The following is a 25,004-nucleotide window of genomic DNA, read 5'->3' on the forward strand; positions in this document are numbered from 1 at the left end:
TCGAAAAAGGGGGTAGGGGCGCAGCGACTCAGGGCGTTGCCAACATTCTTTGCACCGCGCGCTGCGTCTGCACGCTGATCAGGTGGGCCCGATAGGCAGCGCTGGCGTGGATGTCGCCATTGAGATCGTTCGCGTCAATCTTCACAGCAGCGGCCGCCGCCGGGGTGAAGCTTTGGTTGAGCGCAGCCTCCAGCCCCGGGTGGCGAAAGACGCTGCTGGCGGCACCGGTGATGGCCACGCGCACCCCGCTGTCGGTCTGCGCCACAAACACGCCCACCAGCGCAAAGCGCGATGCCGCCTGCTTGAACTTCATGTACGCCGCGCGCTGGGGAATGGGGAATCGGATAGCGGTGATGATTTCACCCTCCTCCAGCGCCGTCGTGTACATGCCGACAAAGAAGTCATCGGCAGCGATCTGGCGACGGTTGGTGATCACGGTGGCCCCCAGCCCCAGCACCGCGCTCGGATAGCAGGCCGCCGGATCGTTGTTGGCCACCGACCCGCCCAGCGTGCCGCGCGCCCGCACCTGCCGGTCGCCAATGTGCGCGGCCAGGTCGGCCAGCCCCGGGATGGAGGTTTTCACGTCCTGACTGCCCGCCACATCCATGTGGCGCGTCATGGCACCAATGACGATGGCATTGCCATCGCGGCAGATGCCAGCAATCTCGGCCACGCCGTTGAGGTCCACGATCTTCTCGGGGTTGGACAGGCGCAGTCGCATGGACGGCAGCAGGCTTTGCCCGCCCGCCAGCAGCTTGCCGCCCTGCGCGATGAGCTGCGCGGCAGCGGATGTGGAGGCTGGGGCTTCAAAGGTAAATGCGTACATCAGGAACTCCTGTCATTTTTCATGCTGCGGCAGCAACGCGCCGTAGCTGTTGAAAAGCGCGCGATGGAGGCCAAAACGGCATCCACGCGCGGCTGCCCGTGGCGGCTGGTCCAAGGCGCAAAGCGATTGAGGCGATCGTGCGTCATGGTTTTGCCGACTGGATGGCCTGCCAAACGCGGTGTGGCGATGCAGGCATGTCGAAGTCCTTCACGCCCAGCGGGCGCAGCGCGTCCAGCACCGCGTTGATCACCGCTGGCGGCGAGCCGATGGCCCCGGCCTCGCCGCAGCCCTTGGTGCCCAGCGGGTTGTGCGTGCACGGCGTGCACACATGGCCCAGCTTGAACTCAGGGAAGTCATCCGCGCGCGGCATGGCGTAGTCCATGAAGCTGCCGGTCAGCAACTGCCCCGTCTCACGGTCGTACACGCAGTTTTCCATCAGGGCCTGGCCAATGCCCTGCACCAGACCGCCATGCACCTGCCCCTGCACGATCATCGGGTTGATGATGGTGCCGAAGTCGTCCACCGCGGTGAACTGGTCCACCCGCGTGCTGCCCGTGGCCGGGTCGATCTCGACCTCGCAGATGTAGGTACCGGCCGGGAAGGTGAAGTTGGTCGGGTCGTAAAACGCGGTTTCGTTCAGCCCCGGCTCCAGCACATCCAGCGGATAGTTGTGCGGCACGTAGGCCGCCAGCGACACCTGGGCAAACGGGATCTTCTTGTCGGTGCCGCGCACGCTGAATTCGCCGCCAGCAAAATCAATGTCAGCGTCGCTGGCCTCCATCAGGTGGGCGGCGATCTTCTTGGCTTTGGCCTCGATCTTGTCCAGCGCCTTCATGATGGCTGCGCCACCCACGCTGATGGAGCGCGAGCCGTAGGTGCCCATGCCGAACGGCACGCGGCCGGTGTCGCCATGCACGATGTCCACGTTCTCGACCGGAATGCCCAGGCGCGCCGCCACCACCTGCGCAAAGGTTGTCTCGTGCCCCTGGCCGTGGCTGTGCGAGCCGGTGAACACGGTCACACTGCCGGTGGGGTGTACACGCACCTCACCGCATTCAAACAGGCCTGCACGGGCACCCAGGGCTCCGGCAATGTTCGACGGGGCGATGCCACAGGCCTCGATGTAACTGCTGTAGCCGATACCGCGCAGCAGGCCTTTGGCTTCGCTGGCGGCCTTGCGCGCCCCAAAGCCTGCCACATCGGCAAGCTGCTGCGCCTGCGTCATGCATGCGTGGTAGTCGCCCGTGTCGTACTGCAGAGCCACCGGCGTCTGGTAGGGCCAGCTGGTAATGAAGTTGCGCTTGCGGATTTCGTCCTGCGACAGCCCCATCTCCCAGCCACAGCGCGTGACCAGGCGTTCCAGCAAATACGTGGCCTCGGGCCGGCCTGCTCCGCGGTACGCGTCCACGGGCGCGGTGTTGGTGAACCAGGAGTCCACCTCCACATAGATTTGCGGGGTGGTGTACTGGCCCGCCAGCAGCGTGGCATACAGGATGGTGGGCACAGCGCTGGCAAAGGTGCTGAGGTAGGCACCCAGGTTGGCATCCGTATGCACCCGCAGGGCCAGGAACTTGCCATCCTTGTCCATGGCCATCTCGGCGTGGCTGACATGATCGCGGCCATGGGCGTCGCTGAGGAACGCCTCGCTGCGGTCGGCCACCCACTTGATGTTGCGGTTGAGCTTTTTGGCAGCCCAGGTCAGGCACACGTCTTCGGCATACAGGTAAATCTTGGAGCCGAAGCCGCCGCCCACGTCGGGCGCAATCACGCGCACTTTGTGCTCGGGCAGGCCCATGACGAAGGCCGTCATCAACAGGCGCTCGACGTGCGGGTTCTGGTTGCTGACGTACAGCGTGTATTCGTCGCTGGCGCGGTTGTAGCTGCCAATCGCGGCGCGCGGCTCCATCGCGTTGGGCACCAGACGGTTGTTGACCAAATCGAGCGTGGTCACATGGGCGGCGCTGGCAAAAGCGGCATCGACCGCGCCCTTGTCACCCAGCGCCCACTTGAAGCAGTGGTTGTCGGGCGCGATGTCGTGCAGCCCCGCCCCCGCGACCGCACCGGCCGCTGCATCGGCCACATTGACCACTGCGGGCAACTCGTCGTAGTCCACCTCGACCAGCTCGGCCGCGTCGCGTGCCTGCTGCTGCGTGAGCGCCACCACCATGGCCACATGGTCGCCCACATAGCGCACCTTCCCCTGGGCCAGGATGGGGTGTGGCGGCTCCTTCATGGGCTCGCCGTTGGTGCTGGTGATGAGCCAGCCGCAGGGCAGGCCATTGATATGGTCGGCGGCTACGTCAGCACCCACAAACACACCCAGCACGCCGGGCGCTGCTTTGGCGGCATCGACGTTGATGCTGTTGATCTTGGCGTGCGCGTGCGGCGAACGCACAAACACGGCATGGCTCTGCGCGGCCAGCACCACGTCGTCGGTGTACTGGCCTGCACCAGTCAGAAAGCGGTAGTCTTCCTTGCGGCGAACAGACTCGCCGATGTGCGGAAGTTTCGAGAAGTCGGATGCACCCATGATCGTGTCTCCTTGGCGGTGTGTTGTTGCGTGCGCTCAGGCCGAGGCGGCCATGGCCTGTTGTCCCTGCTGCACAGCGCGGACAATGTTCTGGTAGCCGGTGCAGCGGCAGATATTGCCCTCCAGCAACTCGCGGATCTCACCCTCGGTGGCGTGCGGGTGGTTTTTGCACAGGTCTACGGCGCTCATCACCATGCCCGGCGTGCAAAAGCCGCATTGCAGGCCATGGCATTCCTTGAACGCAGCCTGCATGGGGTGCATGGTGCCGTCGGGTGCGGCCAGGCCTTCGATGGTCTGCACCGTGGCGCCCTGGGCCTGCACGGCCAGCATCGCGCACGACTTGACCGCATGGCCATTGACGTGCACGGTGCACGCCCCGCACTGACTGGTGTCGCAGCCCACATGGGTGCCGGTCAGCTGCAAATGCTCGCGCAGGGCATGCACCAGCAGGGTGTTGGGAGGTACGTCAACACTGGCGGCGCGCCCGTTGACCGTGAACTGGACTTGCATATGGCTGTCTCCTGGAATGGTGTTGGCTGGACTCGCACATCGAATCTTGTGCCTGGCCGTTCTCGACATCCCTAGGGACAACCCTCAATTTACCCCTTCATGCGGCGGATATTCGCAAATTGAAGCATGTTGCACTGCACACCAGCGCAGTGTTCGACCGGGTATTCGCCCGTTCCCATGTCCATCGGTGAGGGGAGGAAGCCGTCTGCCGCGCCGCCATGGCTTGCCGACCGCCTTGCGCTCGGTGCACAGGCGCACCACGCATGGCAGGCGGAAAGCCGCTGCGGCGCACTCGCAGGCGCGGCCCCGGATGAAACGCGCTCGGCCGCCAAGGCGACGACCTGCCTCTGCCGGACCTCGCCCCTGGGGCAATGGCAACCGAGGGGCATCCATGCGCTACGCTACGGATGACAACTAGCGCTCATCCGCGACATGCTGCTTCTCACCACACTACGCTCTGTCCGCATCATGGCCTGCCTCGCTCTGGGTGCTGCCTGCTTGCAGGCAGCGCGTGCGGATTCTGTCTCGGTGGCCGTGGCTGCCAACTTTGCTGCGCCCATGCAGAAAATCGTTGCAGCGTTCGAGGCCGACACCGGGCACAAGGTCACCGTCTCTTTGGGGGCCAGCGGAAAGTTCTATGCCCAGATCACGCACGGCGCACCGTTTCAGGTGCTGCTGTCGGCCGATGAAGCCACGCCCGCGCGCCTGGAGCGCGAAGGCAAGGTGGTGGCGAACTCGCGGTTCACCTACGCCACCGGCGCGCTGGTGCTGTGGAGCGCCCAGCCCGGGCTGGTGGACGACCAGGGGGCCGTGCTCCGTCATGGCCGCTTCCGGCACATTGCCCTGGCCAACCCCAAGGTGGCGCCCTACGGCGCGGCGGCGTTACAGGTCATGGAGACCATGGGCGTGGCCACGGCACTGCAGCCGCGCTGGGTTCTGGGCGAAAACATTGCCCAGACCTTTCAGTTCGTGGCATCCGGCAACGCACAACTGGGCTTTGTGGCACTGTCACAGGTCATGGAGGGCGGCCGCATGGCACAGGGGTCTGCCTGGCGTGTGCCCACGAGCCTGCACGCGCCCATCCGGCAGGACGCTGCGTTGCTGCTGGCCGGACGCGACAACGCCGCGGCCATCGCCTTGCTGCGCTACTTGCGCAGCGAAAAGGCCCGCAAAATCATGCACGATCATGGTTACGACACCTGAAACTCGCCACCCTTGCGCCAGCAACGCCCATGCCGTTTACCAGCGCTGATCTTGCCGCCATCGGCCTGACCCTGCGCCTTGCGGCCACCACCACAGTGCTGCTCCTTGTGCTGTGCACGCCGCTGGCATGGTGGCTTGCGTACACGCGGTCTCGGTGGCGCGGTCCGGTATCGGCGGTGGTCGCGCTGCCGCTGGTGCTACCACCCACGGTCATCGGGTTTTACTTGCTGATCACCATGGGGCCCAACGGAACCCTGGGGCAGTTCACGCAATGGCTGGGGCTGGGCACCCTGCCCTTTACCTTCTGGGGTCTGGTGGTGGGCTCGCTGATCTACTCGCTTCCGTTTGCGGTGCAGCCGCTGCAGCATGCGTTTGAGGCCATCGGGCAGCGCCCCCTCGAAGCCGCAGCCACGCTAGGCGCGGGGCCGTTCGACCGTTTTTTCACGGTGGCGTTGCCGCTGGCGGGACCGGGCTTCATCACGGCTGCCATCCTGAGCTTTGCCCACACCGTGGGCGAGTTTGGGGTGGTTCTCATGTTGGGCGGTAACATTCCGGGCGTCACGCGGGTGGTGTCGGTGCAGATCTATGACCACGTCGAGGCGCTTGAATATGCCCAGGCCCACTGGCTGGCGGGCGCCATGGTGGCGTTCTCGTTCGTGGTGTTGCTGGTGCTGAACCTCACCCGGCGCAGTGCGTCTTTTTCGGTGGCACGGTAGGGCCGATGGAGATGCACGGCAACGAAATCATCGCGCAACTGCTTCTGGTGCGAAACGGCTTCACGCTGGACGTCAACCTGCGGCTTCCCGGGCGAGGCGTCACGGCATTGTTTGGCCCGTCGGGCTGCGGCAAGACGACCTGCCTGCGTGCGGTTGCCGGGCTTGAGCGCGCCCGCCCCGGTCATGTCTCGGTGAACGGACAAATCTGGCAAGACGACGCGCAGCGTGTCTGGACACCCACACACCGGCGCGCGCTGGGGTATGTGTTTCAGGAACCCAGCCTGTTCGACCACCTGACCGTGCACGGCAACATCGGGTATGGATTGCAGCGCACGCCTGCCGCGCGCCACAGGGTGACGCTCAATGACGTGGTGGACCTGCTGGGCCTTGGCAGGCTGATGGCGCGCAGACCACAGTCCCTGTCCGGCGGGGAGCGCCAGCGCGTGGCCATCGCCCGCGCCCTGGCCGCCAGCCCCCGCCTGCTGCTGATGGACGAGCCGTTGTCGGCACTGGACGCGCAGCGCAAGGCAGAGGTGCTGCCTTACCTGGAGGCACTGCACCGCAGCCTCGATATTCCCATCCTTTACGTCAGCCATTCCGTGGATGAGGTCGTCCGGCTGGCAGACCACATGGTCTTGATGGACGCCGGCCGCGTGCGCGCCCACGGCGCTACCAGGGACCTTCTCACCCAGCTGGACCTGCCGCTTGCCCACGGCGACACCGCCGCCACCCTGGTGGAAGGCACCGTGACGCGGCATGACGCGCTGGACCACGTGACCACCGTGGACTTTGGCAGTGGCGAGCTGTTGCTGGTGAGCGCCGTGCCGCACCTGCCGGGCCAGCGGCTTCGCCTGCGCCTGCAAGCCCGTGACGTCAGCCTGACCCTGGCGGCGCCGGTGGGCACAAGCATCCTGAACGTCCTGCCCGCCACCGTAGCCGCGGTGACCGAGGACAGCCCTGGCCAGTGGATGGTGGCGCTTGAACTGGGGCAGGTGCGGGTGCTGGCACGAATCACCCAGCGATCAGCCCTGGCCTTGGGCGTTGCTCCTGGCAAGGCTTTGTTCGCGCAGATCAAGGGCATCGCGGTCGTCAGCTGAACTGCAGGCAGGCTGCGGGCACGCCAAAGCCCCGACCTGCATGCGCCCCGGAGCAATTGCGCAGCCGTGAAAAACCCGCCGCACCGCTGACGGCGGAATTGGGCCTGACGGTGGTGGTCGAAGGGGTTGAAACTGTCGCTGAACTGCGTGCCGTGCAGGCTGCGCCGCGCAGTTGAAGCCCGGGCACTCTGCCGTGCAGGCCCTGCTGCATCAAGCGACAGGGGAGGCCTGGCAACACACCACCGGGCGGCTCGCGTTGGCCCGGCCCGATCCATGGTCACCCTCCAGAACGATGTGACATCCTCGCCAAGGCACTGCGCGTGGCCAGCAAGGGGCTGCTCGTTACCGCACAGCGTTTGGAAAAAACAGCGGCTGCCCGCCGATCCGATAGGAGGCAATCACGCCCTGCCCGGCCGGCGAGACGATCCAGTCCACAAACTTCTGGGCATCCGTCGCCTTCACATGCGGATGACGCGCAGGGTTGACGACGATCACACCATACTGATTGAACAGCCGCGTATCCCCCTCCACCAGCACCGCCAGGTCAGCGCGATTCTTGAAGTTCAGCCACGTCGCACGGTCGGCCAGCACATAGGCACCGCTCGACGCTGCGATATTCAATGCCGGGCCCATGCCACATCCGCACTCCTTGTAGCCCGCGCCCTTGGGTGCGTCCCCGCCGGTCAGTTTCCAGTAGCGAAGCTCTGCGGCGTGCGTGCCGCTCTTGTCGCCGCGCGAGATGAAGCCTGCATTGGCGGCGGCGAGTCTTTGCAACGCTGCAACGATGTCCTTGCCGCGTGCGCCTGCCGGGTCTTCCTTGGGTCCGATGAGGATGAAATCGTTGTACATCACGGGGTAGCGCTTGAGACCCCAACCATCGGACACAAAGAGCTCCTCGGCCGCCTGGTCGTGGACAAAAAGCACATCGGCATCCCCGCGCCGCGCCATGTCCAGGGCCTGCCCTGTGCCGAGCGCCACGACTTTCACATCCAGACCACTGGCCTTTTTGAACTCGGGCAGCAGATGGGCAAACAGGCCAGACTGCTCGGTGGAAGTGGTGGACGCCAACGTTATCACCTGGGCATGGACACCCACGCTGAACGCTATGATAAATGTAGCAATCATCGCTTTCAGAGCGTGCGCGATAGGCCGATTGGAATGTGATTTCATGAAGCAAGCTCTCCTTTGAGGAACAATCGGGCCGCCTCGGGCAGCGGACCGTTAAAAAAGGCATGCACCGGCAAATCGGCCACCACGCGGCCATGCTCGAGGTACACCACCCGACTCGCCAGCCGCTTGACCTGGCCCAGGTTGTGGCTGCTGAACACCATGGTCATGGGATCGTTGCGCCGAGCCTGGTGGCTGCACGCGTCGCCGCCACCCCATACGCCCCCCTCGTTCCGGGTGGCAAAGTCGGCCATCAGTGCCTCGACCTCGCGCTTGGCGTGTGGGTCCAGGCTGGCCGTGGGCTCATCCAACAGCAGTACATCCGGGCGCAGCGCCCAGGCACGCGCCATGGCCACGCGTTGCTGCTGCCCGCCCGACAAGGTGCGTGCGTTTTGCGCCGCCACGGCGAGCATGCCCACCCGGCGCAGAGCCGACAGGGCATGCTCGCGCGCCTCGCCCCAGCGCAGGCCGTTCAGCCAGAGGGCCAACGCCACGTTGTTGCGGGCACTGGTGCGCAGCATGTGCGGGCGCTGGAACAGCATGGCCTGCCGCAGCGCGGGGTCGCGCTGCAAGCCACCGCCGTGGATATGCGCCAGGCCATGCAGCACGCGCAGCAGCGTGCTCTTGCCGCTGCCGTTGGCGCCCACCAGTGCCACGCGCTCACCAGGAGCGATCCGCAGGCTGACCTCTTCCAACGCCAGCACCCGGCCATAGCGGACGTTGACCTGGCGAAGCTCTGCCCACAGGCCCGGATCAGCCATGACTGCCGAAGCGGGCTGCCGCGCGCTCATGCAGCGCCCCCTACGGGCGTGCTGGCTGCTGCACCATCGACCTGTTCGCGCCACCGCCGAAGCAGGGCAATCAGCACATTGAGCACCAGCACCACGGCCAGCAGCACCAGGCCCAGCGCAAGGGCCAACGGCAGGTCGCCTTTGCTGGTCTCCAGGGCAATGGCGGTGGTCATGACGCGCGTGAACCCGTCGATGTTGCCGCCCACGATCATCACCGCGCCCACTTCCGAGATCGCGCGGCCAAACGAGGCGATGAGCACCGTGAGCAGGGCATAGCGCTCGTCCCATGCCAGCAGCAGGCTGCGCAGCAGCGGCGAGGCCCCCAGGGAGCGAAGCTGTTCGCCATGGGCACGCTCAGCATCCTCCACGGCCTGCCGCGTGAGGGCGGTCACCACGGGCAGAACCAGCAGTGTTTGCGCCAGCACCATCGCCTTGAAACTGAAGAGCCAGCCCAGCGCCCCCAACGGCCCGCTGCGCGACAGCAGCAAATACACCACCAGCCCCACCACCACCGACGGCACTGCCAGCGTTGTGTTGAGCACCGCCAGCACCGCGCCACGGCCGGCAAAGCGGGCCACGCCCAGCCAAGCGCCAAGCACCAGGCCCAGCCCGCATGCCAGCAGGCAGGCCGTGCCGCTGACGGCGAGCGAGCGAACCACGATGGCCCCAAGGGCAGGATCGGAGTCAACAATGAGGTGCAGCGCTGTGCGCGCGCTTTCGGCAAGACTGGACATGGATTGCGCTATCGTAGGCGCCCTTGCGATCTCCTGCGATATGAACACCTGTGCATAGGGTCCAGCTCCACTACACACTCAGCCGCGACGCTGGCACCGAGCTGATCCGCAACCCGTTGCCTGAGCTGTTGCAGGCCGTGGCGAGCCACGGTTCCATTTCGGGTGCAGCACGCAGCCTGGGGCTGTCCTATCGCCATGTGTGGGGTGCCCTCAAGCGATGGGAGGACCAGCTCGGCGGCGAACTCATCGTCTGGGGCAAGGGCCAGTCTGCACAGCTCAGCGCCTTTGGCCACAAGCTGCTGTGGGCCGAGCGGCAGGCGCAGGCGAGGCTGGCGCCGCAGATTGCCGCCCTGCACGCGGATCTGGAACGCGCCTTTGCAGTGGCGTTTGACCCGGATGCGCATGTGCTCACGCTGTACGCCAGCCATGACGACGCACTAGGCGTACTGCGCTCCTACGCTGCCGCGCCAGGCTGCACCGGCGCAGTGCATCTGGACATCCGCTTCACGGGCAGCGTGGACGCCATTCGCGCGCTGAATGAAGGGCGCTGCACCCTGGCGGGGTTTCACACGGTCGAGCAACCCGCCGCCACATCCCTGGCAGCACGCACCTACAAACCGCTGCTTCAGCCCGGACTGCACAAGATCATCGGTTTTGCCCAGCGCACGCAGGGGCTGATCGTGGCGCCGGGCAACCCGCTGGGACTGTGTAGCCTGGCCGACGTGGCGCGCACTGGCGCTCGGTTTGTGAACCGCCCCCCGGGCTCCGGCACTCGAGTGCTGCTCGATGGGCTGCTGGCAGAGGCAGGCCTTGCCCCCGGGGCGCTGGCCGGCTACGACCGCGACGAACCATCGCACACCGCAGTGGCCCAGGCAGTGGCTTCTGGCGCTGCGGATGTGGGCCTGGGTATTGGCCTGGCAGCACACGCGCGGGGAACCGGTTTCGTGCCTTTGGCACAGGAGCGCTACCACCTTGCATGCCTGAAGGACAGCCTAGAGCAGCCCGCCACACGCGCCCTACGGACCTTGCTGCAGAAGGCTGAGTGGCAGGCCCAGATGTCGGCGCTGCAAGGCTATGCGCCGCTGCACTGCGGGGAAGTACTCGCCATGAACAAGGTGCTTCCATGGTGGCAATTTGCACGCCGCAAAGAGGACCCAACCACTAGATAGAAACCCTGATTGCTATTTAAATAATAGCTCTAGGGCACGGCCTATCATGGCACGAAAAGCGTCACGCAGCCGTCAGGCTCCGTCTGTGGCGCTCCGTAGAATTGCACCCTGACAAGTGTGTATGGGCGTTCCCCGCTTGAGGGTTCCCTCATTCCGTAAAAACAGCAGCTGTTCCACTGGAGACTACATGCAGGCGTTACTCAAAATCTCAAAGACGATTGACTGGATAAGCTCCGGGGTGGGAAAGCTCACCATGTGGCTCATCCTCATAACCACGCTAATCAGCGCGGGCAACGCAGTGGTGCGCAAAATTTTCAACACCAGCTCGAACGCGTTGCTGGAAATCCAGTGGTATCTGTTCGCGGGGGTATTCATGCTTGGAGCGGGATACTGCCTGCTCAAGAATGCGCACGTCCGAATTGATTTCATCGCATCACGCCTGAGCGCCCGCGCACGCAACTGGATCGACGTGATAGGCATCTTGGCGGTCCTGTTCCCGTTCTGCCTGATCTGTATCGACCTGGGCTGGCCGCTGTTCGTGCGCGCATGGGAATCGGGCGAGATGTCGCAGAGCGCCGGGGGCCTGGTTCGCTGGCCCGCCTACGCCATGATTCCTCTGGGTTTTGCGCTGCTGCTGCTGCAAGGCATCTCGGAGCTGATCAAGCGCGTGGCGTTCCTGCGCGGGGTTGGCCCTGATGTGCTGGCGCACGACGACGGCCCGTCTGAAGAAGAAGCGCTGGCTACAGCCATGGCTGCACAGCTCGAAAAGGCGGCAGTCGCCCCCCATCCCTCCAAGGCAGGTTGAGTCACACCATGCTAGTTACTTTCCTCACCCAAAACTTTGTCCCGCTGCTGTTCGGTGGCCTGCTCGTCTTGCTGATGACAGGCTTCCCGGTGGCCTTCGCACTGGCCGCCACCGGCCTCGGCTTCGGCTGGATTGGCATTGAGCTCGGCCTTTTTCCCTCGGTGCTTTTCCAGGCGCTGCCGCTGCGCATCTTCGGGATCATGCAGAACGACACCCTGCTGGCCATCCCGTTCTTCACCTTCATGGGGATCATCCTGCAAAAGTCCGGCATGGCCGAGGACCTGCTGGAAACCGTGGGTCAGATCTTCGGCCCCCTGCGCGGCGGTGTTGCCATCGCAGTGATCCTGGTAGGCGCGCTGCTGGCCGCCACCACGGGTGTGGTGGCTGCAGCCGTGATCTCGATGGGCCTGATCTCGCTGCCCATCATGCTGCGCTACGGGTACAGCCGCATCCTTGCGACAGGCGCCATCACGGCATCCGGCACGCTGGCACAGGCCATCCCGCCTTCGCTGGTGCTGATCGTGCTGGCAGACCAGCTCGGGCGCTCGGTGGGCGACCTCTACGCTGGTGCGCTGATCCCCGGTTTCATGCTGGTGGGCCTGTACATACTTTTCATCGTGATCGTCGCCATCGTGCTGCCAAAGTGGGCTCCGGCGTTGCCTCCTGAGGCGCGCATCTACCGCGAGCCCAATGGCAACTCTGGCCACAAGTCGCTGCTGGTGCTGGTGCTGGTATCCGCCGCAGTCGGCATCGCGTGGTCGCGGGTGCATGACTCCCTGATGACCCAATGGCTGGAACGCAGCATGCCTTCGGCTGGCGACGAGATCGTCATCATGTCGCTGACCCTCGCGTCGCTGACGGCGCTGGCACTGTCACTGATCAACCGCATCACGCGCCTGGGCATGCTGTCACGCCTGGCCGAGCAGGTGACGTTTGTGCTGATGCCACCGCTGATCCTGATCTTCCTGGTGCTGGGCACGATCTTCCTGGGCATCGCCACGCCCACCGAAGGCGGTGCCATGGGCGCTGTGGGCGCAATGGTGCTCGCGATCATCAAGAAGCGCCTGGACTGGACGCTGATGCAGGAAGCCATGGACAACACGGCACGCCTGGCATCGTTCGTGCTGTTCATCCTGATCGGCTCCACGGTGTTCAGCTTCACCTTCAATGCGGCAGACGGCCACATCTGGGTGGAACACCTGTTCGACAAAGTACCTGGCGGCGTCCTGGGCTTTCTACTGGTAGTGAACCTGCTGATCTTCATCCTGGGCATGTTCATCGACTTCTTCGAGATCGCCTTCATCGTGGTGCCCCTGCTGGTGCCCGTGGCCGAGAAGATGGGCATCGACATGATCTGGTTTGGCGTGATCATCGCCATGAACCTGCAGACCTCGTTCCTAACGCCGCCGTTCGGTTTCGCACTGTTCTACCTGCGAAGCGTCGCGGCGCGCAACGACTATAAGGACAGGGTTACGGGCGCCAACATCCGCAGCGTGACAACCACTGAAATCTACAAGGGCTCCATCGCCTTCATCATTCTCCAGCTAATCATGGTCGGATTGATCATTGCCTATCCAGGTATCGTTACAGGCAATCTGGACAAGGTCGAAACCATGAGCGAAGAAGACGTGATGCAGCGCCTGAACAGCATGGGTGGCGACCTCGCACCTGCACCTGACCCGGCGACTGATGCAGCCGGCGACCCGGCAGCAGGCATGGCACCGCCAGCGGACACTCCGGCAGAAGTCGACCCGCTCAAGGCTCTTCAGGAGTCCCTCACAGGCGAGAAAAAGAACTGATGAAGCCTGAGAAGGCGCGACCGTGACGGGTCAGCCGCCCCATGCCAAGCCCCTTGCCAGCGTGCCTGACAAGGGGCTTTTTGCTGTCTGCGCCTGCCTGACCGCGCGAGCCTGTACCCAACGCACACCTCCTGGTGACTTGCTGCCACCGCCTCGCGCATAGATCAATCAACGAAGGCAGCCCAACGCAACCGCAATGGGCCGCCAGGCGGATGGCTGACCCTAAAAACGGCAGTTGACCGCTTGTAATCTTGGCGGACACCGCATGGACTCGAGCCTTGGGTTGCTTTTGCAGCCTCACCCGTGGGGTGACAGCGCGGGAGACCGTGCATCGCCACACTGGTTTCTGTAGCAAATGGCAGCGGCCCGCGTGCGGGGGCAGTTCGGCAGGACGACCACCAGACAGGCCAGGCCCGCTGGCGCGCGACTGCCGGGCTATCCAGAAAACCTGCACATCTATCACGAAGTGCCCCTACTGCCTTTTCAAGCCCCGGTACGCCTTGCCCTTAAGGCCTCTCGCTGCGACTGGCAAGCATGCATGCGCATGCGCTGCGGCGAGAAGGGGCTAGCTTCTTGCGCCAGTTGCGCGATGAACGATGCAAGATACCGCTTACCCGCGCAAAAAAACCCGCCAGGCGAACCTGGCGGGCTTTTGGGAGACAAGGTCTCAGTCCAGCGGCTCCACACCGCGGGCCCGGCCCTTTTGCAATCAGACCTTTTGAGCCGACATAAAGGTGTCGTAGCGGGCTTCCGCAAAACGGAACCACAGGATCTGGTCGCGCTGAAAGACCCGCATGTCGGCGTAGATCTTCTTCCACTCAGGGCTCTTGGCATCGTTTTCGGCGAACACTTCCATGGCGGCCTTGAAAGATGCGTCCATCACGGCCTGCGAGAAAGGCAGCACCTTGGTCTTGGCAGCCACAAGCTGCTTGAGAGCGCCGGGGTTCAACGCGTCGTACTTGGCCAGCATGTCGGTGTGCGCGAGGGCGGTGGCCGCTTCGATGATGGCGCGGTTTTCAGCCGACAGGCTTTCCAGGGCCTTGTTATTGACGTAGAAGTCGACCTCAGGGCCGCCTTCCCACCAGCCGGGGTAATAGTAAAAAGGAGCGACTTTGTTGAAGCCCAGCTTTTGGTCGTCGTAGGGCCCCACCCACTCGGCCGCGTCCAGGGTCCCCTTCTCGAGCGACTGGTACACCTCGCCGCCGGGAATACTTTGTGGCACGGCGCCCAGCTTTTGCATCACTTCACCCACGAGGCCGCCGCCCAGGCGCATCTTCAGACCCTTGAAGTCTGCAGGCGTCTTGATTTCTTTGCGATACCAGCCGCCCATCTGCGTGCCGGTGTTGCCGCCAGCAAAGCTGACGACGTTGTAGTTCGCGTAAAACTCGTTCATCAGCTTGCGGCCGTTGCCATGCAACATCCAGGCGTTCATCTGGCGTGCATTGAAGCCGAAGGGAATGGCCGAGCCCAGCGCAAAAGCAGGGTTCTTGCCGTAAAAATAGTAGGGCACCGTGTGGCAGATCTCCACAGTGCCTTGCTGCACACCGTCCAGCACACCGAAGGGAGGCATCAGCTCGCCTCCAGGGTGCACCGTGATCTCGAACTTTCCACCCGACATGGCCTTCACGGCCTTGGCAAAAACATCAGCGCCGCCATAGATGGTGTCCAGCGACTTGGGGAAGCTGGATGCCAGACGCCAGCGAATGGCCGCCTGAGCGTGGACAGCAGGCGCAGCGCCCGCAGCCAGTACACCAGCAATACCAGCGTGCTTGATGATTGATCGACGATCCATGAGGTTTTCTCCGATAAGTTGATTGCAAAACTTGGGCTGCACGCTTTGTGCACTGCGAGCCAAAGCCACGATGAGGCCGACGCACACTGTAGCAACATGCCTCGGGCGGCTTTTACGGGTTTTCCCGCGAAAATCCTGCGTTGGCTGCGCACCTTCAGGCTTTTGCAAGCCTTCTACAAGGCGGCTCCGATCGGCACGCCTGGCGCACCTTCAGGATGCCTTGGGGGTCAGGAACCGCGCCGCAATCGATGCGCGGATGCCGGCAGCATCCAGCCCCTGCAGCGCCAGCAGCTTGGCCGGGTCGCCATGCTCGATGAACACATCGGGCAGACCCAGTTGCAGCACAGGCAGTACGAGGCCCATGGCGCCCAGCGCCTCGACCACGGCGCTGCCGGCACCACCCATCACGGCGCCTTCCTCGACGGTCACCAAGGCATCGTGGCTTTGCGCCACCTCACGCAGCAGCGCCTCGTCCAGGGGCTTGGCCCAGCGCATGTTGACCACCGTGGCATCGAGGCTTTCACCGGCCTCCAGCGTCGGATACAGCAGGGTGCCAAAGGCCAGGATGGCAATGCGCGGAGCCACCGCGCCCGCTGCATCATCAGCGCCCTGGCGCAGGCGGCGCACCTCGCCCTTGCCAAATGGCAGGCCCTCCAGGCTGGCCAGCGGCACGGCGCCTGCTCCGCTGCCGCGCGGGTAGCGCACAGCGACCGGATGGTCCTGCTCAAACGCGGTGGTCAGCAGTTGCCGACACTCGCGCTCATCGGCGGGGCAGGCCATGCTCATGCTGGGAATGCAGCGCACGAACGCAATGTCGTAGGCTCCCGCATGGGTGGCGCCGTCGGCTCCCACCAGACCGGCGCGGTCCAGCGCAAAGACGACTGGCAGGTTCTGCAGGGCGACGTCATGGATGAGCTGGTCGTATGCGCGTTGCAGGAACGTGGAGTAGATTGCCACCACCGGCTTGGCGCCCTCACACGCCATGCCCGCTGCAAACGTGACCGCGTGCTGCTCAGCGATGCCCACGTCGTAATAGCGATCGGGAAAACGCCTTTCAAATTCGACCATGCCCGAACCTTCACGCATGGCTGGGGTGATGCCCACCAGGCGATTGTCGTGGGCGGCCATGTCACACAGCCATTGCCCGAACACCTGCGTGAAGGTGAGCTTGGGCACCGAGGCGCTGGCCAGCAGGCCCACGGCAGGGTCGAACTTGCCGGGTCCGTGGTAGGCCACCGGGTCGGCCTCAGCGAGCTTGTAGCCCTGGCCCTTCTTGGTGACCACGTGCAGAAACTGGGGACCCTTGAGGCTCTTGATGTTCTCCAGGGTCGGGATCAACGAATCGAGGTCATGCCCGTCGATGGGCCCGATGTAGTTGAAGCCGAACTTCTCGAACAGCGTGGCGGGCACCACCATGCCTTTGGCCTGCTGCTCAAAGCGCTTGGCCAATTCCAGCAAGGGCGGAACGGGCCTGAGCACCGTCTTGCCGACGCTTTTTGCGGCTGCGTAGAACTGGCCGCTCATCAGTTGGGCAAGATACCGGTTAAGGGCGCCGACGGGGGGGCTGATGCTCATGTCGTTGTCATTGAGCACCACGAGCAGATTGGCATCGGACACGCCGCCATTGTTCAATGCCTCAAAAGCCATGCCAGCGCTCATCGCACCATCGCCGATGATGGCCACGGCGTGCCGGTTTTCGCCCTTGCGCTTGGCAGCCATTGCCATGCCCAGCGCCGCGGAAATGCTGGTGCTCGAGTGCGCCGTGCCAAACGTGTCGTATTCGCTTTCCGTGCGCTGCGGAAAGCCCGAGATGCCCCCAAGCTGGCGCAGGGTGTGCATGCGGTCGCGCCGGCCAGTGAGAATCTTGTGCGGATAGGTCTGGTGGCCCACATCCCACACCAGCCGGTCTTGCGGGGTGTGGAACACGTAGTGCAGGGCCACGGTCAGTTCCACCGTCCCCAGGTTGGAGCTCAAGTGCCCGCCGGTGCGCGAAACACTTTCAAGCACAAAACCGCGCAGCTCGGCCGCCAGCACCTTGAGCTCGGCACGCGAGAGCTGACGCAGGTCTGCGGGGTCATTGATGGTCTGCAGCAGGGGAAAAGATGTCGTGGACATTGCTATACATTTAGTAGCTACAAGCGCTTAATTAACAAGCGCCCTGAGCCATTTTTAAATTGATTGAGCCGCAGCGCGGTCCGTGGGCCGTTAGGGGCAGGCAGGTGCGTCACGGCGGCATCTCAATGTGAGCGGCGCACCACCAATTCGGCCAGCGCAGCCATGGCGCGGGTATCGGGCAGCCCGCTGCGCTCAAGAGCACCGAGTGCTTCGTCCAATAGCTGCCGTGCGTAAGCCTGCGCCGGTGCCAGGCCAAGCAGCGAAACATACGTTGGCTTGTCCGCGGCTGCATCCTTGCCTGCCGTCTTGCCAAGGGTGGCTGAATCGGCGACCACGTCGAGAATGTCATCGACCACCTGGAACGCCAGCCCCACCGCCGCGCCGTAGTCGGCCAAGGCCTGGTACGGCGCTGGCGCGCACTCGCCACAGACTGCACCCATCAGCACGCTGCCCTGCAAAAGCGCGCCCGTCTTGAGGCGGTGCATGTGACGCAGCTGATCTTCAGACAGGGCCACGCCGACGCTGGCCAGATCGATGGCCTGACCGCCGGCCATACCGGCCGAGCCGGCAGCACGCGCCAACAGCCGGCACAGGGCAGCCTGCACGGCAACAGGCACTCGCGCATCGGCTTCGTCAGGGGCCAGGAGCTCAAATGCGTAAGCCTGCAGGGCATCGCCCGCCAGCAGCGCCTGCGCTTGGCCAAACTGCACATGCACCGTAGGCTTACCCCTGCGCAGCACATCGTTGTCCATGCAGGGCATGTCGTCATGGACCAGCGAGTAGGCGTGGATCAATTCCACCGCGCAGGCCGCACGCAGAGCCGCCTCGCTCTGGCCATCCGCTTCGGCCGGATGGGCGCTGCTGGCGGCCTCGTGGGCAGCCAGCACCAGCAGGGGGCGCAGCCGCTTGCCGCCATCCAGCACGGCATAGCGCATGGCCTCGCCGAGCCCAGCAGGCGCGCCATGCCCCACCCAACGGCCCAACGCAGCCTCGACGCGTGCGAGATGGCCCTGGGTCCAGGCAGCGACATCCAGCGGCGGCAAAGGCTGCCCGGACCGTGTTACCGCCAAGGCGCTCATTCCTGCGACCATGGTTGCAATTGCCCTTCGTCAAGCACCCTGATCTGGTCCTGCACCGCCTCCAGCCTGCCGCGGCAGAACGCCAGCAGTGTCGCTCCTCGCTGGTAGCCCGCCAGCATCTGGTCCAGCGGCATCTGGCCCGATTCGATGCTGCCGACGAGCTGCTCCAGCTCCTGCAGGGCCGCCTCGTAACTGGCCGGTTCAGGAGGTGCGGCGGGTGTGGCTGGCGACTTGGGCATAGGGGCGGCAATAACGCGCGGTTTGAAAAGCACGATTTTAGGCGCACCCCCAACCGCCCCCACTCGGCAGTGCCATGGGCACCGATGGCCTGGCCCCAGGGTGCACGCCCGCCGGATCGCGCTGGCCGGGTGGTGCCACTGGCGGCACCGCAGACCCGGCCGCAACGAGCAGCGCCCGCGTTGCCGCAATTGACCCTGTGTGATCCAGGTCAAGACCCGTGGTACTTTTCAATACACATAGGTCAGATACGGGAATAACCCCACCACCTATAATCCCTCTCCCTTCCGAGCCGGCCTCCTTCTGAGCCGGTTTTGTTTTTCCAGATGCGCTTCGGCGCACCTCCCTGTGGGGAGTCTTTAGGTCAGGTCACCCATGTCTGATTTAAGTCTTCAACTGCAGCAGGCTGCAAGCCAACTACCAGTTTCAAGCTACTTCGACGAAGCGCTTTTTCGGCGCGAGCTGGACACCATCTTCCGGCGCGGGCCCCGCTATGTGGGGCACCAGTTATCCGTGCCCAACGCGGGCGACTTTTACGCACTGCCCCACGAGTTCGAAGGCCGCGCGCTGGTGCGCAACGCCCAGGGCGGGGTGGAACTGATCTCCAACGTGTGCCGCCACCGCCAAGCGGTCATGCTCAAGGGCAAGGGCTCTCTGTACATCCAGCAAAAAGGCAGCGCCGGCGGCAACATCGTGTGCCCGCTGCACCGCTGGACGTACAGCCCCCAGGGCGAACTGCTGGGTGCGCCCCACTTCGCGCACGACCCTTGCCTGAATCTCAACAACTACCCGCTGCGCGAGTGGAACGGTCTGCTGTTTGAAGACAACGGCTGTGATGTGGCGGCCGACCTGGCTCCGATGGGCCCGCAGGCTGACCTGAGCTTTGACGGCTATGTGCTGGACCATGTGGAAATGCACGAGTGCAACTACAACTGGAAGACCTTCATCGAGGTCTATCTCGAGGACTACCACGTAGGCCCTTTCCATCCCGGGCTGGGCAGCTTTGTCACTTGCGATGACCTGCGCTGGGAGTTTGGCAAGAACTACTCCGTGCAGACCGTGGGCGTGGCCAACCGACTGGGCAAGGCCGGCAGCCCTGTCTACGAGCGCTGGCACCAGGCCCTGCTGGCCTACCGCGAGGGCAAGCCGCCCAAGCATGGCGCGATCTGGCTCACGCTGTACCCGCACATCATGGTCGAGTGGTATCCGCATGTGCTCACCGTCTCCACGCTGCACCCCATCAGCCCGACGAAGACGATGAACATGGTGGAGTTCTACTACCCTGAAGAAATCGCAGCGTTCGAGCGCGAGTTCGTCGAGGCGCAAAAGGCCGCGTACATGGAAACCTGCGTCGAGGACGACGAGATCGGCGAACGCATGGACGCCGGCCGCCGCGCCCTGCTGGCACGGGGTGACAACGAGGTCGGCCCGTACCAAAGCCCCATGGAAGACGGCATGCAGCACTTCCACGAGTGGTACCGCACAAGCATGGGAAGCCAACCCTGAGTCGCTGCGCGCCTTCCCCCCAGGGGGGGACGCCCCCAGCGCGGCGGGGCGGCCCTTGCGCGGGGGCGCTGGACCGGGCCGCGCCAGTTTTTCAAGGCCTAGGGCTATTTTTTTGAACTCTCAAACAGCGTCGTGATTCCCGCCATTTCGCTCGGATAGCCTGAATCGCTCTCATTACAATAGCTGCCAGTGCTTGAATGACAAGCGCTGGCAGCTATTTTCTTATCTGCACCCTGTGGTGCGTTCACCCGACTTTCTGCTCCCTGATGCAAGCCCTCTGGATGGTATTGGCCGCATTCCTGTTTGCCAGCATGGGCGTGTGCGTGAAGATCGCTTCGGGCTTCTTCAACCCGGCCGAGCTGGTGTTCTACCGCGGCCTCATCGGCGTTGTCATTCTGTGGCTGCTGGCACGCGGCCAGCGCATCACGCTGGCTACCGCATACCCCGGCATGCACGCCTGGCGCAGCCTGGTCGGGGTGGTGTCCCTGGGGGCCTGGTTCTATGCCATTGCACACCTGCCGCTGGCCACGGCCATGACGCTCAACTACATGAGCAGCGTATGGATTGCTGCGTTTTTGGTGGGCGGTGCGCTGCTGGCGTGGCGGCCCTCGCCCGCATCACCACGCCCAGCCCTGCAGGGCACCCTGATCATCACGGTGCTGACCGGCTTTGCTGGCGTGGTGATGATGCTCAGGCCCAGCCTGGACCAGAACCAGGGCTTTGCCGGGATGATCGGCCTCATGTCTGGCATGACCGCCGCATTTGCCTACCTGCAAGTGGTGGCGCTGTCGCGCCTGGGCGAGCCAGAATCGCGCACCGTGTTTTATTTCGCGGCAGGCTCTGCGCTGGCGGGCGGCATGGCCATGCTGTTCACCGGGGTGTCGCCATGGCCGGGGTGGCCCGCGCTGTGGCTGCTGCCCGTTGGCATTCTGGCCGCTGGCGGTCAGCTGTGCATGACACGCGCCTACGCCAGCGCCAAGACGCAGCGCGGCACGCTGGTGGTGGCCAACCTGCAGTATTCGGGCCTGGTGTTTGCTGCCTTCTACAGCGTGCTGCTGTTTGGCGAGCACCTGCCGCCCATCGCCTGGGCGGGCATGGCGCTGATCGTTGGCAGCGGGATGACCGCCACCATTTTGCGGGCCCGCGCCGCCCCCGAAGCGCCCGCGCAAGAGCACTGACGCCACCCCCAAAAATCCTGCCAGCAGTCCAGTTGTACACAATCGGGGTTTCGATCAACCGCGCTCACCCATCATGCAGCCCACGCCCTACACTACACTCATTTCCGCCACTGAGCTTCAGTCGCACATTGCGGGCGGCGCGCCCCTCATGGTGTTTGACTGCAGCTTCGACCTGATGCAGCCCAGCGCCGGGGCGCAGCAATACGCAGCGGCACACATTCCAGGTGCCGTGTTTGCCGATCTGAACGAGAACCTCAGTGCACGGCACGGCACGCCCGGCGCCAGCGGCACCTTGACCGCGCACGAGGCAGACAGACCGGCATCGGGTGGACGCCATCCCCTGCCCAGCCGGGAGCGCTTTGCCATGTGGCTGAGCAGCGTCGGCTTTGCCAACACCATGCAGGCCGTGGTGTACGACCGGCAGGGCGCCAACTACTGCGGCCGCCTGTGGTGGATGCTCAAGTGGGCGGGCCATGATGCTGTGGCAGTGCTCGACGGGGGGCTGCAAGCATGGCAGGCCGCTGGCGGTGCAGTCCGCTCCGGCGTGGAGCCAGCGCACTTTCAGTCAAATTTTTCGCTCGGCGCGCCCCTGCGCCAGCTTGCAACGGCCGAGCAGGTGCTGGCCGGGCTGGCCCAGCCGGGGCAGACCGTGATCGATGCCCGGGCACCCGCGCGCTTTCGCGGCGAGGTGGAGCCACTGGACCCCGTGGCGGGGCACATTCCGGGCGCACTCAACCGCCCCTTTGCCCAGAACATCGGGGAAGACGGCCGCTTTAAGCCCGCAAACATGCTGCGCGCCGAGTTCGAAGCCTTGCTTGGCGACCGCGACCCGCGCTGCATCGTGCATCAGTGCGGCAGCGGCGTCAGCGCCGTGCCCAACCTGCTAGCCATGGAAATTGCCGGGCTGGGCACGACGGCCCTGTTTGCTGGCAGTTGGAGTGAATGGTGCTCCGACCCGGCCCGGCCGGTAGAGCGGGGCTGATCGCACCACAGCGCGGGTGCAGATTGCGGGGCGGCCTGGGGCGCACTGCCCTCTAACATGCCGCGTCCACATGCGCGCCAGCAGGCACACGCTGGGGCCAGCAGAACATTCCCTTCGGTGGCTGTAAGGCAAATTCCTACACAGCGCGCATCAGAACCAGACAAGCGGCACAACCAGACGCCGACTTAATTTTCGATTGGCCCAGTTTCACAATCCATTTCACCGGATCACGCAAAACCTGCAGCCTGCAGGCAACGCAACCCACCGGGCACTGGAAGAAAGGAAGCCGCCATGAACAACGAGCAAATCCTCGCAGAAATCCGCGAAGCCAATCTCACTTACCTGATGCTGGCCCAGACCCTGATTCGCCAGGACAAGGCCGAAGCCGTTTTCCGGCTGGGCATGAACGAAGAGTCTGCCGATATTCTGGCATCCCTGTCGGCCGCGCAAGTCATGAAACTGGCCTCCCGCAACACCCTTCTTTGCAGCTTCCGGGTGGACGACAACCTGGTGTGGAGCCTGCTGACCAATCACTCGGCCAAGAAGGTGGGCAACGAAGCCACCAACACACTGCACGCCAACATCCTGATGGCCGGTCGCGTGTCGGAAGTGCTGTAAATCGCACCGACCCCGGCCCCGCCCGCACCCACCAGACCGAAAGCCCGCCATGACCGCCGCTGCCAAAGCCCCTGCCAAGAGTGTCCTCAACGAGTCCAAGCAGATCGAACGCGCCGCATTGCTCATCCAGATGGGTGCCCGCATGCAGGTGCTGGAATCGGAAACCACCTTGTCGTATGAACGGCTGATTCGCCTGTACAAGGAAATCGCTGGCAAGTCACCATCCAAGGGCCAGTTGCCGTTTTCGACCGACTGGTTCCTGACCTGGCAGGAAAACATTCACAGCTCGCTGTTTCTCAACATCTACGAATACCTGTCCAAGGGCGTCGACCTGGATTCGGTGGAACTGCTGACCAAGGCCTACCGCATGTACAACGAACAGGTGGCCACGGCAGAGATCGAGCCCCTGCTGTCGTTCACACGCGCATGGCGCCTGGTGAAGTTTGTGGATGCAGGCATGCTCACCCGCACCAAGTGCAGTGAATGCGGCGGCCATTTCGTTACCGAGCTGTACGAAAACCGCCACTTCACCTGCGGCCTGTGCAACCCGCCCGCCCGCGCTGGCAAAAGCAAGTCGGCAGGCGCGCTGATGCTGCACTGAGCTTGTCGCGGCTGCGCGAAGCCGCACCGGTGGCAGCGCAACCACTGCCATCGCGGGTACGCGCCGCCGTCGGGGTGCCACGCCATCCCCGCGCCGCAGGACCCATTCCAAAACACCGTCCCAACCCGCTTGGAATGCCTGCGGGGCCGTCCAGATGGCTGCCCGCACGCCCCACCCTCAGCGCCCGGCCAGCAAGGCACGCACGTTGTCGTCCACCGGCACCGAATAGTTGTAGGCCGACACCACCTGGTTGCCCGTGGGGATCACCAGCTTCAGACTGACGTACACCACGGCAGAAGAGACAGCGTAGGTCCCCACCAGCACGGCCTGGGCGTTTTGGCTTTGACTGACCTCCCGCGCCTCGCGCGACAAAAACAACTCGCCCTGATCGCGGTTCAACACCAGCGCCTCGCGCAACTTCACTTCGCTGACCCGCAAACCGCGCTGCACCAGACGACCCGCAAGCTGCTCCGAAAAAATCCGGCCCAGCCGCGATGACTCATTCAACCGGTCCACATTGACCAGCGTGGCCACCAGCAAGGGCTGCTGGGCGTCCAGCGGCGCGCTGTACAGCAGCGCATCGGCGGCGCGCTCGTTAAGCGCAATCAGATCCACCCGCTGCGACCCGCCCGACCGATCTCCATAGTAGTAGGCATGCACGCCATGGGCCACGCAGCCTTGCAGCGCAAAAGCCGCCACCAAAAGGCCGCAGCACCCTGTCAACCGCAACGCCGGACGCAACAACGGGAATCTCATGGGGCGGTCACCCGCCAGGTTTTGACCGGCGTGGGGGCAGGCATGGGCAGAGGAGCTTCAGGCAGGTACAACACGGCATCTTCACGCTCGATGTAGTACAGGTCGGCCGTACCAGCAAGGTACCGGTCCGCAGACTTGAGGTTGGTGCTGATGAGCACCTCGGTACGCGTCGGGCCACCGGCAGCCGCCCCGTAGGTGTAAAGACGCGTCATGTCCAGCGCCACACCAGCCCCCAGGCCCAGGGCAGTAGCCACACCGGGCAGCAAGGTACGGTCTGAGTAGTGCACCGCCCAGTCCCGCCACACCCCTACTCCAGCGCCCAGCGCGGTCCCCGCGATGGCCGGCGTGGCACGGGGGGCCCCCGACTGGTGCTCTACCACCTGGGTCTGCACATCCAGCTCCACCGCAGTCGGCACGGTGGACAGCGCCACGCCCCGGTTGAGCAAATGCACCTTCAAAAGCTTCACAAAGCCCACGTTGAAGCTCGATTTGTCCGACGCTGTCACGTAAACCGGATATTCGCCCGCGGGCCACAGCGCGATTTTCTCGGCCACACGACCCGCGACATCGCCTGCAAGCACATCCCAGTGGTGCACCGCACGGGCTTTCTTCTGGCCAGTCGCAGGGTAGTTGTCGGCACGCGGAACATCCAGCGTGCCACAGCCTGCCAGCATGAACACAGCGGCCAGCGTCGCAACCAATCGAGTGCGGAGGATGGAACATGACATGCCCAAGATGGTATTACCCGTCTGGTCGCGTGATCCGGCGATATGGGCGGCGTTTCACGCTCAAA

At 64.3% G+C, this 25,004-nt stretch carries 23 protein-coding genes; 11 read left to right on the top strand and 12 right to left on the bottom strand.

Features of this window, described 5'->3' with window-relative positions; translation table 11 throughout:
- Nucleotides 1-28: 28 nt before the first annotated feature.
- From ACK543_RS06525 to ACK543_RS06535, 3 genes are all read right to left on the bottom strand, one after another.
- A complete protein-coding gene (locus tag ACK543_RS06525) occupies nt 29-826 on the bottom strand; it encodes an FAD binding domain-containing protein (RefSeq protein WP_409942038.1) in 798 nt (265 codons plus the stop codon).
- A gap of 142 nt (nt 827-968) precedes the next feature.
- On the bottom strand, nt 969-3,356 hold the full coding sequence (locus ACK543_RS06530; RefSeq protein WP_409942039.1) for a xanthine dehydrogenase family protein molybdopterin-binding subunit: 2,388 nt from the start codon (nt 3,354-3,356) through the stop codon (nt 969-971).
- Nucleotides 3,357-3,392: 36 nt separating this feature from the next.
- Nucleotides 3,393-3,866, bottom strand: a complete 474-nt coding sequence (locus ACK543_RS06535) for a (2Fe-2S)-binding protein (protein ID WP_409942040.1) — start codon at nt 3,864-3,866, stop codon at nt 3,393-3,395.
- A gap of 468 nt (nt 3,867-4,334) precedes the next feature.
- Here ACK543_RS06535 and modA point away from each other — a divergent pair, with 468 nt between their 5' ends.
- The 3 genes from modA to modC are packed head-to-tail and all read left to right on the top strand — an operon-like array spanning nt 4,335 to nt 6,882.
- Complete coding sequence (gene modA, locus ACK543_RS06540) at nt 4,335-5,069, top strand: molybdate ABC transporter substrate-binding protein (RefSeq protein WP_409942041.1); 735 nt, start codon at nt 4,335-4,337, stop codon at nt 5,067-5,069.
- A gap of 29 nt (nt 5,070-5,098) precedes the next feature.
- Entirely contained in the window at nt 5,099-5,785 is a 687-nt protein-coding gene (gene modB, locus ACK543_RS06545; protein WP_409942042.1) for a molybdate ABC transporter permease subunit, read from the top strand.
- A gap of 5 nt (nt 5,786-5,790) precedes the next feature.
- Complete coding sequence (modC, locus tag ACK543_RS06550; RefSeq protein WP_409942043.1) at nt 5,791-6,882, top strand: molybdenum ABC transporter ATP-binding protein; 1,092 nt, start codon at nt 5,791-5,793, stop codon at nt 6,880-6,882.
- 342 nt (nt 6,883-7,224) lie between these two features.
- Here modC and ACK543_RS06555 read toward each other — a convergent pair whose 3' ends face one another.
- The 3 genes from ACK543_RS06555 to ACK543_RS06565 are packed head-to-tail and all read right to left on the bottom strand — an operon-like array spanning nt 7,225 to nt 9,574.
- Nucleotides 7,225-8,007: a substrate-binding domain-containing protein gene (locus ACK543_RS06555; RefSeq protein WP_409942044.1), complete on the bottom strand. Its 783-nt coding sequence runs from the start codon at nt 8,005-8,007 to the stop codon at nt 7,225-7,227.
- A 41-nt stretch (nt 8,008-8,048) separates the two neighbouring features.
- Entirely contained in the window at nt 8,049-8,810 is a 762-nt protein-coding gene (locus ACK543_RS06560) for a phosphate ABC transporter ATP-binding protein (RefSeq protein WP_409942045.1), read from the bottom strand.
- 26 nt (nt 8,811-8,836) lie between these two features.
- On the bottom strand, nt 8,837-9,574 hold the full coding sequence (locus ACK543_RS06565; protein WP_409942046.1) for an ABC transporter permease: 738 nt from the start codon (nt 9,572-9,574) through the stop codon (nt 8,837-8,839).
- Between the two features lie 50 nt (nt 9,575-9,624).
- Between ACK543_RS06565 and ACK543_RS06570 the strand changes: the two genes are divergently transcribed.
- The 3 genes from ACK543_RS06570 to ACK543_RS06580 all read left to right on the top strand — a co-directional run bounded on the left by ACK543_RS06570 (nt 9,625) and on the right by ACK543_RS06580 (nt 13,347).
- The gene (locus ACK543_RS06570) at nt 9,625-10,743 is read left to right on the top strand and encodes a substrate-binding domain-containing protein (protein ID WP_409942047.1); all 1,119 of its coding nucleotides are present in this window, start codon (nt 9,625-9,627) and stop codon (nt 10,741-10,743) included.
- Between the two features lie 121 nt (nt 10,744-10,864).
- The gene (locus ACK543_RS06575; RefSeq protein WP_409942048.1) at nt 10,865-11,548 is read left to right on the top strand and encodes a TRAP transporter small permease subunit; all 684 of its coding nucleotides are present in this window, start codon (nt 10,865-10,867) and stop codon (nt 11,546-11,548) included.
- 8 nt (nt 11,549-11,556) lie between these two features.
- On the top strand, nt 11,557-13,347 hold the full coding sequence (locus ACK543_RS06580) for a TRAP transporter large permease subunit (RefSeq protein WP_409942049.1): 1,791 nt from the start codon (nt 11,557-11,559) through the stop codon (nt 13,345-13,347).
- Nucleotides 13,348-14,056: 709 nt separating this feature from the next.
- On the opposite strand, the gene ACK543_RS06585 is transcribed toward ACK543_RS06580, so the two are convergent.
- From ACK543_RS06585 to xseB, 4 genes are all read right to left on the bottom strand, one after another.
- Entirely contained in the window at nt 14,057-15,139 is a 1,083-nt protein-coding gene (locus ACK543_RS06585) for a TRAP transporter substrate-binding protein (RefSeq protein ID WP_409942050.1), read from the bottom strand.
- 210 nt (nt 15,140-15,349) lie between these two features.
- Complete coding sequence (dxs, locus tag ACK543_RS06590; protein ID WP_409942051.1) at nt 15,350-17,254, bottom strand: 1-deoxy-D-xylulose-5-phosphate synthase; 1,905 nt, start codon at nt 17,252-17,254, stop codon at nt 15,350-15,352.
- A 122-nt stretch (nt 17,255-17,376) separates the two neighbouring features.
- Nucleotides 17,377-18,333, bottom strand: coding sequence for a polyprenyl synthetase family protein (locus ACK543_RS06595; RefSeq protein WP_409942052.1), 957 nt, complete (start codon nt 18,331-18,333; stop codon nt 17,377-17,379).
- Nucleotides 18,330-18,572 carry an exodeoxyribonuclease VII small subunit gene (gene xseB / locus ACK543_RS06600; protein ID WP_409942053.1) on the bottom strand — a complete coding sequence of 81 codons (243 nt, stop codon included), beginning with the start codon at nt 18,570-18,572 and terminating at the stop codon, nt 18,330-18,332. The genes ACK543_RS06595 and xseB overlap by 4 nt, the downstream gene beginning before the upstream one ends.
- Nucleotides 18,573-18,945: 373 nt before the next feature.
- Between xseB and ACK543_RS06605 the strand changes: the two genes are divergently transcribed.
- From ACK543_RS06605 to flhC, 5 genes are all read left to right on the top strand, one after another.
- A complete protein-coding gene (locus ACK543_RS06605; protein ID WP_409942054.1) occupies nt 18,946-20,076 on the top strand; it encodes an aromatic ring-hydroxylating oxygenase subunit alpha in 1,131 nt (376 codons plus the stop codon).
- 266 nt (nt 20,077-20,342) lie between these two features.
- Complete coding sequence (locus ACK543_RS06610; protein WP_409942055.1) at nt 20,343-21,254, top strand: DMT family transporter; 912 nt, start codon at nt 20,343-20,345, stop codon at nt 21,252-21,254.
- A 73-nt stretch (nt 21,255-21,327) separates the two neighbouring features.
- Nucleotides 21,328-22,236, top strand: coding sequence for a sulfurtransferase (locus tag ACK543_RS06615; RefSeq protein ID WP_409942056.1), 909 nt, complete (start codon nt 21,328-21,330; stop codon nt 22,234-22,236).
- Nucleotides 22,237-22,527: 291 nt separating this feature from the next.
- Nucleotides 22,528-22,854 carry a flagellar transcriptional regulator FlhD gene (gene flhD / locus ACK543_RS06620; RefSeq protein WP_409942057.1) on the top strand — a complete coding sequence of 109 codons (327 nt, stop codon included), beginning with the start codon at nt 22,528-22,530 and terminating at the stop codon, nt 22,852-22,854.
- Between the two features lie 49 nt (nt 22,855-22,903).
- Nucleotides 22,904-23,455 (top strand): flagellar transcriptional regulator FlhC, encoded by a 552-nt coding sequence (gene flhC / locus ACK543_RS06625; RefSeq protein WP_409942058.1) that lies wholly within the window; start codon nt 22,904-22,906, stop codon nt 23,453-23,455.
- 177 nt (nt 23,456-23,632) lie between these two features.
- Here flhC and ACK543_RS06630 read toward each other — a convergent pair whose 3' ends face one another.
- Nucleotides 23,633-24,211, bottom strand: coding sequence for a FlgO family outer membrane protein (locus ACK543_RS06630; RefSeq protein WP_409942059.1), 579 nt, complete (start codon nt 24,209-24,211; stop codon nt 23,633-23,635).
- Entirely contained in the window at nt 24,208-24,939 is a 732-nt protein-coding gene (locus ACK543_RS06635) for a hypothetical protein (protein WP_409942060.1), read from the bottom strand. The genes ACK543_RS06630 and ACK543_RS06635 overlap by 4 nt, the downstream gene beginning before the upstream one ends.
- Between the last annotated feature and the right edge of the window lie 65 nt (nt 24,940-25,004).

Source organism: Acidovorax sp. (genome assembly GCF_046341535.1).
Classification (GTDB): Bacteria; Pseudomonadota; Gammaproteobacteria; order Burkholderiales; family Burkholderiaceae_C; genus Acidovorax.

What these genes read in the sequence shown, in the direction of transcription:
- ACK543_RS06525 (WP_409942038.1), bottom strand. Translation starts at nt 826, where the DNA reads ATGTACGCATTTACCTTTGAAGCCCCAGCCTCCACATCCGCTGCCGCG.
- ACK543_RS06530 (WP_409942039.1), bottom strand. Translation starts at nt 3,356, where the DNA reads ATGGGTGCATCCGACTTCTCGAAACTTCCGCACATCGGCGAGTCTGTT.
- ACK543_RS06535 (WP_409942040.1), bottom strand. Translation starts at nt 3,866, where the DNA reads ATGCAAGTCCAGTTCACGGTCAACGGGCGCGCCGCCAGTGTTGACGTA.
- modA (WP_409942041.1), top strand. Translation starts at nt 4,335, where the DNA reads ATGGCCTGCCTCGCTCTGGGTGCTGCCTGCTTGCAGGCAGCGCGTGCG.
- modB (WP_409942042.1), top strand. Translation starts at nt 5,099, where the DNA reads ATGCCGTTTACCAGCGCTGATCTTGCCGCCATCGGCCTGACCCTGCGC.
- modC (WP_409942043.1), top strand. Translation starts at nt 5,791, where the DNA reads ATGGAGATGCACGGCAACGAAATCATCGCGCAACTGCTTCTGGTGCGA.
- ACK543_RS06555 (WP_409942044.1), bottom strand. Translation starts at nt 8,007, where the DNA reads ATGATTGCTACATTTATCATAGCGTTCAGCGTGGGTGTCCATGCCCAG.
- ACK543_RS06560 (WP_409942045.1), bottom strand. Translation starts at nt 8,810, where the DNA reads ATGGCTGATCCGGGCCTGTGGGCAGAGCTTCGCCAGGTCAACGTCCGC.
- ACK543_RS06565 (WP_409942046.1), bottom strand. Translation starts at nt 9,574, where the DNA reads ATGTCCAGTCTTGCCGAAAGCGCGCGCACAGCGCTGCACCTCATTGTT.
- ACK543_RS06575 (WP_409942048.1), top strand. Translation starts at nt 10,865, where the DNA reads ATGGGCGTTCCCCGCTTGAGGGTTCCCTCATTCCGTAAAAACAGCAGC.
- ACK543_RS06580 (WP_409942049.1), top strand. Translation starts at nt 11,557, where the DNA reads ATGCTAGTTACTTTCCTCACCCAAAACTTTGTCCCGCTGCTGTTCGGT.
- ACK543_RS06585 (WP_409942050.1), bottom strand. Translation starts at nt 15,139, where the DNA reads ATGGATCGTCGATCAATCATCAAGCACGCTGGTATTGCTGGTGTACTG.
- dxs (WP_409942051.1), bottom strand. Translation starts at nt 17,254, where the DNA reads ATGTCCACGACATCTTTTCCCCTGCTGCAGACCATCAATGACCCCGCA.
- ACK543_RS06595 (WP_409942052.1), bottom strand. Translation starts at nt 18,333, where the DNA reads ATGAGCGCCTTGGCGGTAACACGGTCCGGGCAGCCTTTGCCGCCGCTG.
- xseB (WP_409942053.1), bottom strand. Translation starts at nt 18,572, where the DNA reads ATGCCCAAGTCGCCAGCCACACCCGCCGCACCTCCTGAACCGGCCAGT.
- ACK543_RS06605 (WP_409942054.1), top strand. Translation starts at nt 18,946, where the DNA reads ATGTCTGATTTAAGTCTTCAACTGCAGCAGGCTGCAAGCCAACTACCA.
- ACK543_RS06610 (WP_409942055.1), top strand. Translation starts at nt 20,343, where the DNA reads ATGCAAGCCCTCTGGATGGTATTGGCCGCATTCCTGTTTGCCAGCATG.
- ACK543_RS06615 (WP_409942056.1), top strand. Translation starts at nt 21,328, where the DNA reads ATGCAGCCCACGCCCTACACTACACTCATTTCCGCCACTGAGCTTCAG.
- flhD (WP_409942057.1), top strand. Translation starts at nt 22,528, where the DNA reads ATGAACAACGAGCAAATCCTCGCAGAAATCCGCGAAGCCAATCTCACT.
- flhC (WP_409942058.1), top strand. Translation starts at nt 22,904, where the DNA reads ATGACCGCCGCTGCCAAAGCCCCTGCCAAGAGTGTCCTCAACGAGTCC.
- ACK543_RS06630 (WP_409942059.1), bottom strand. Translation starts at nt 24,211, where the DNA reads ATGAGATTCCCGTTGTTGCGTCCGGCGTTGCGGTTGACAGGGTGCTGC.
- ACK543_RS06635 (WP_409942060.1), bottom strand. Translation starts at nt 24,939, where the DNA reads ATGTCATGTTCCATCCTCCGCACTCGATTGGTTGCGACGCTGGCCGCT.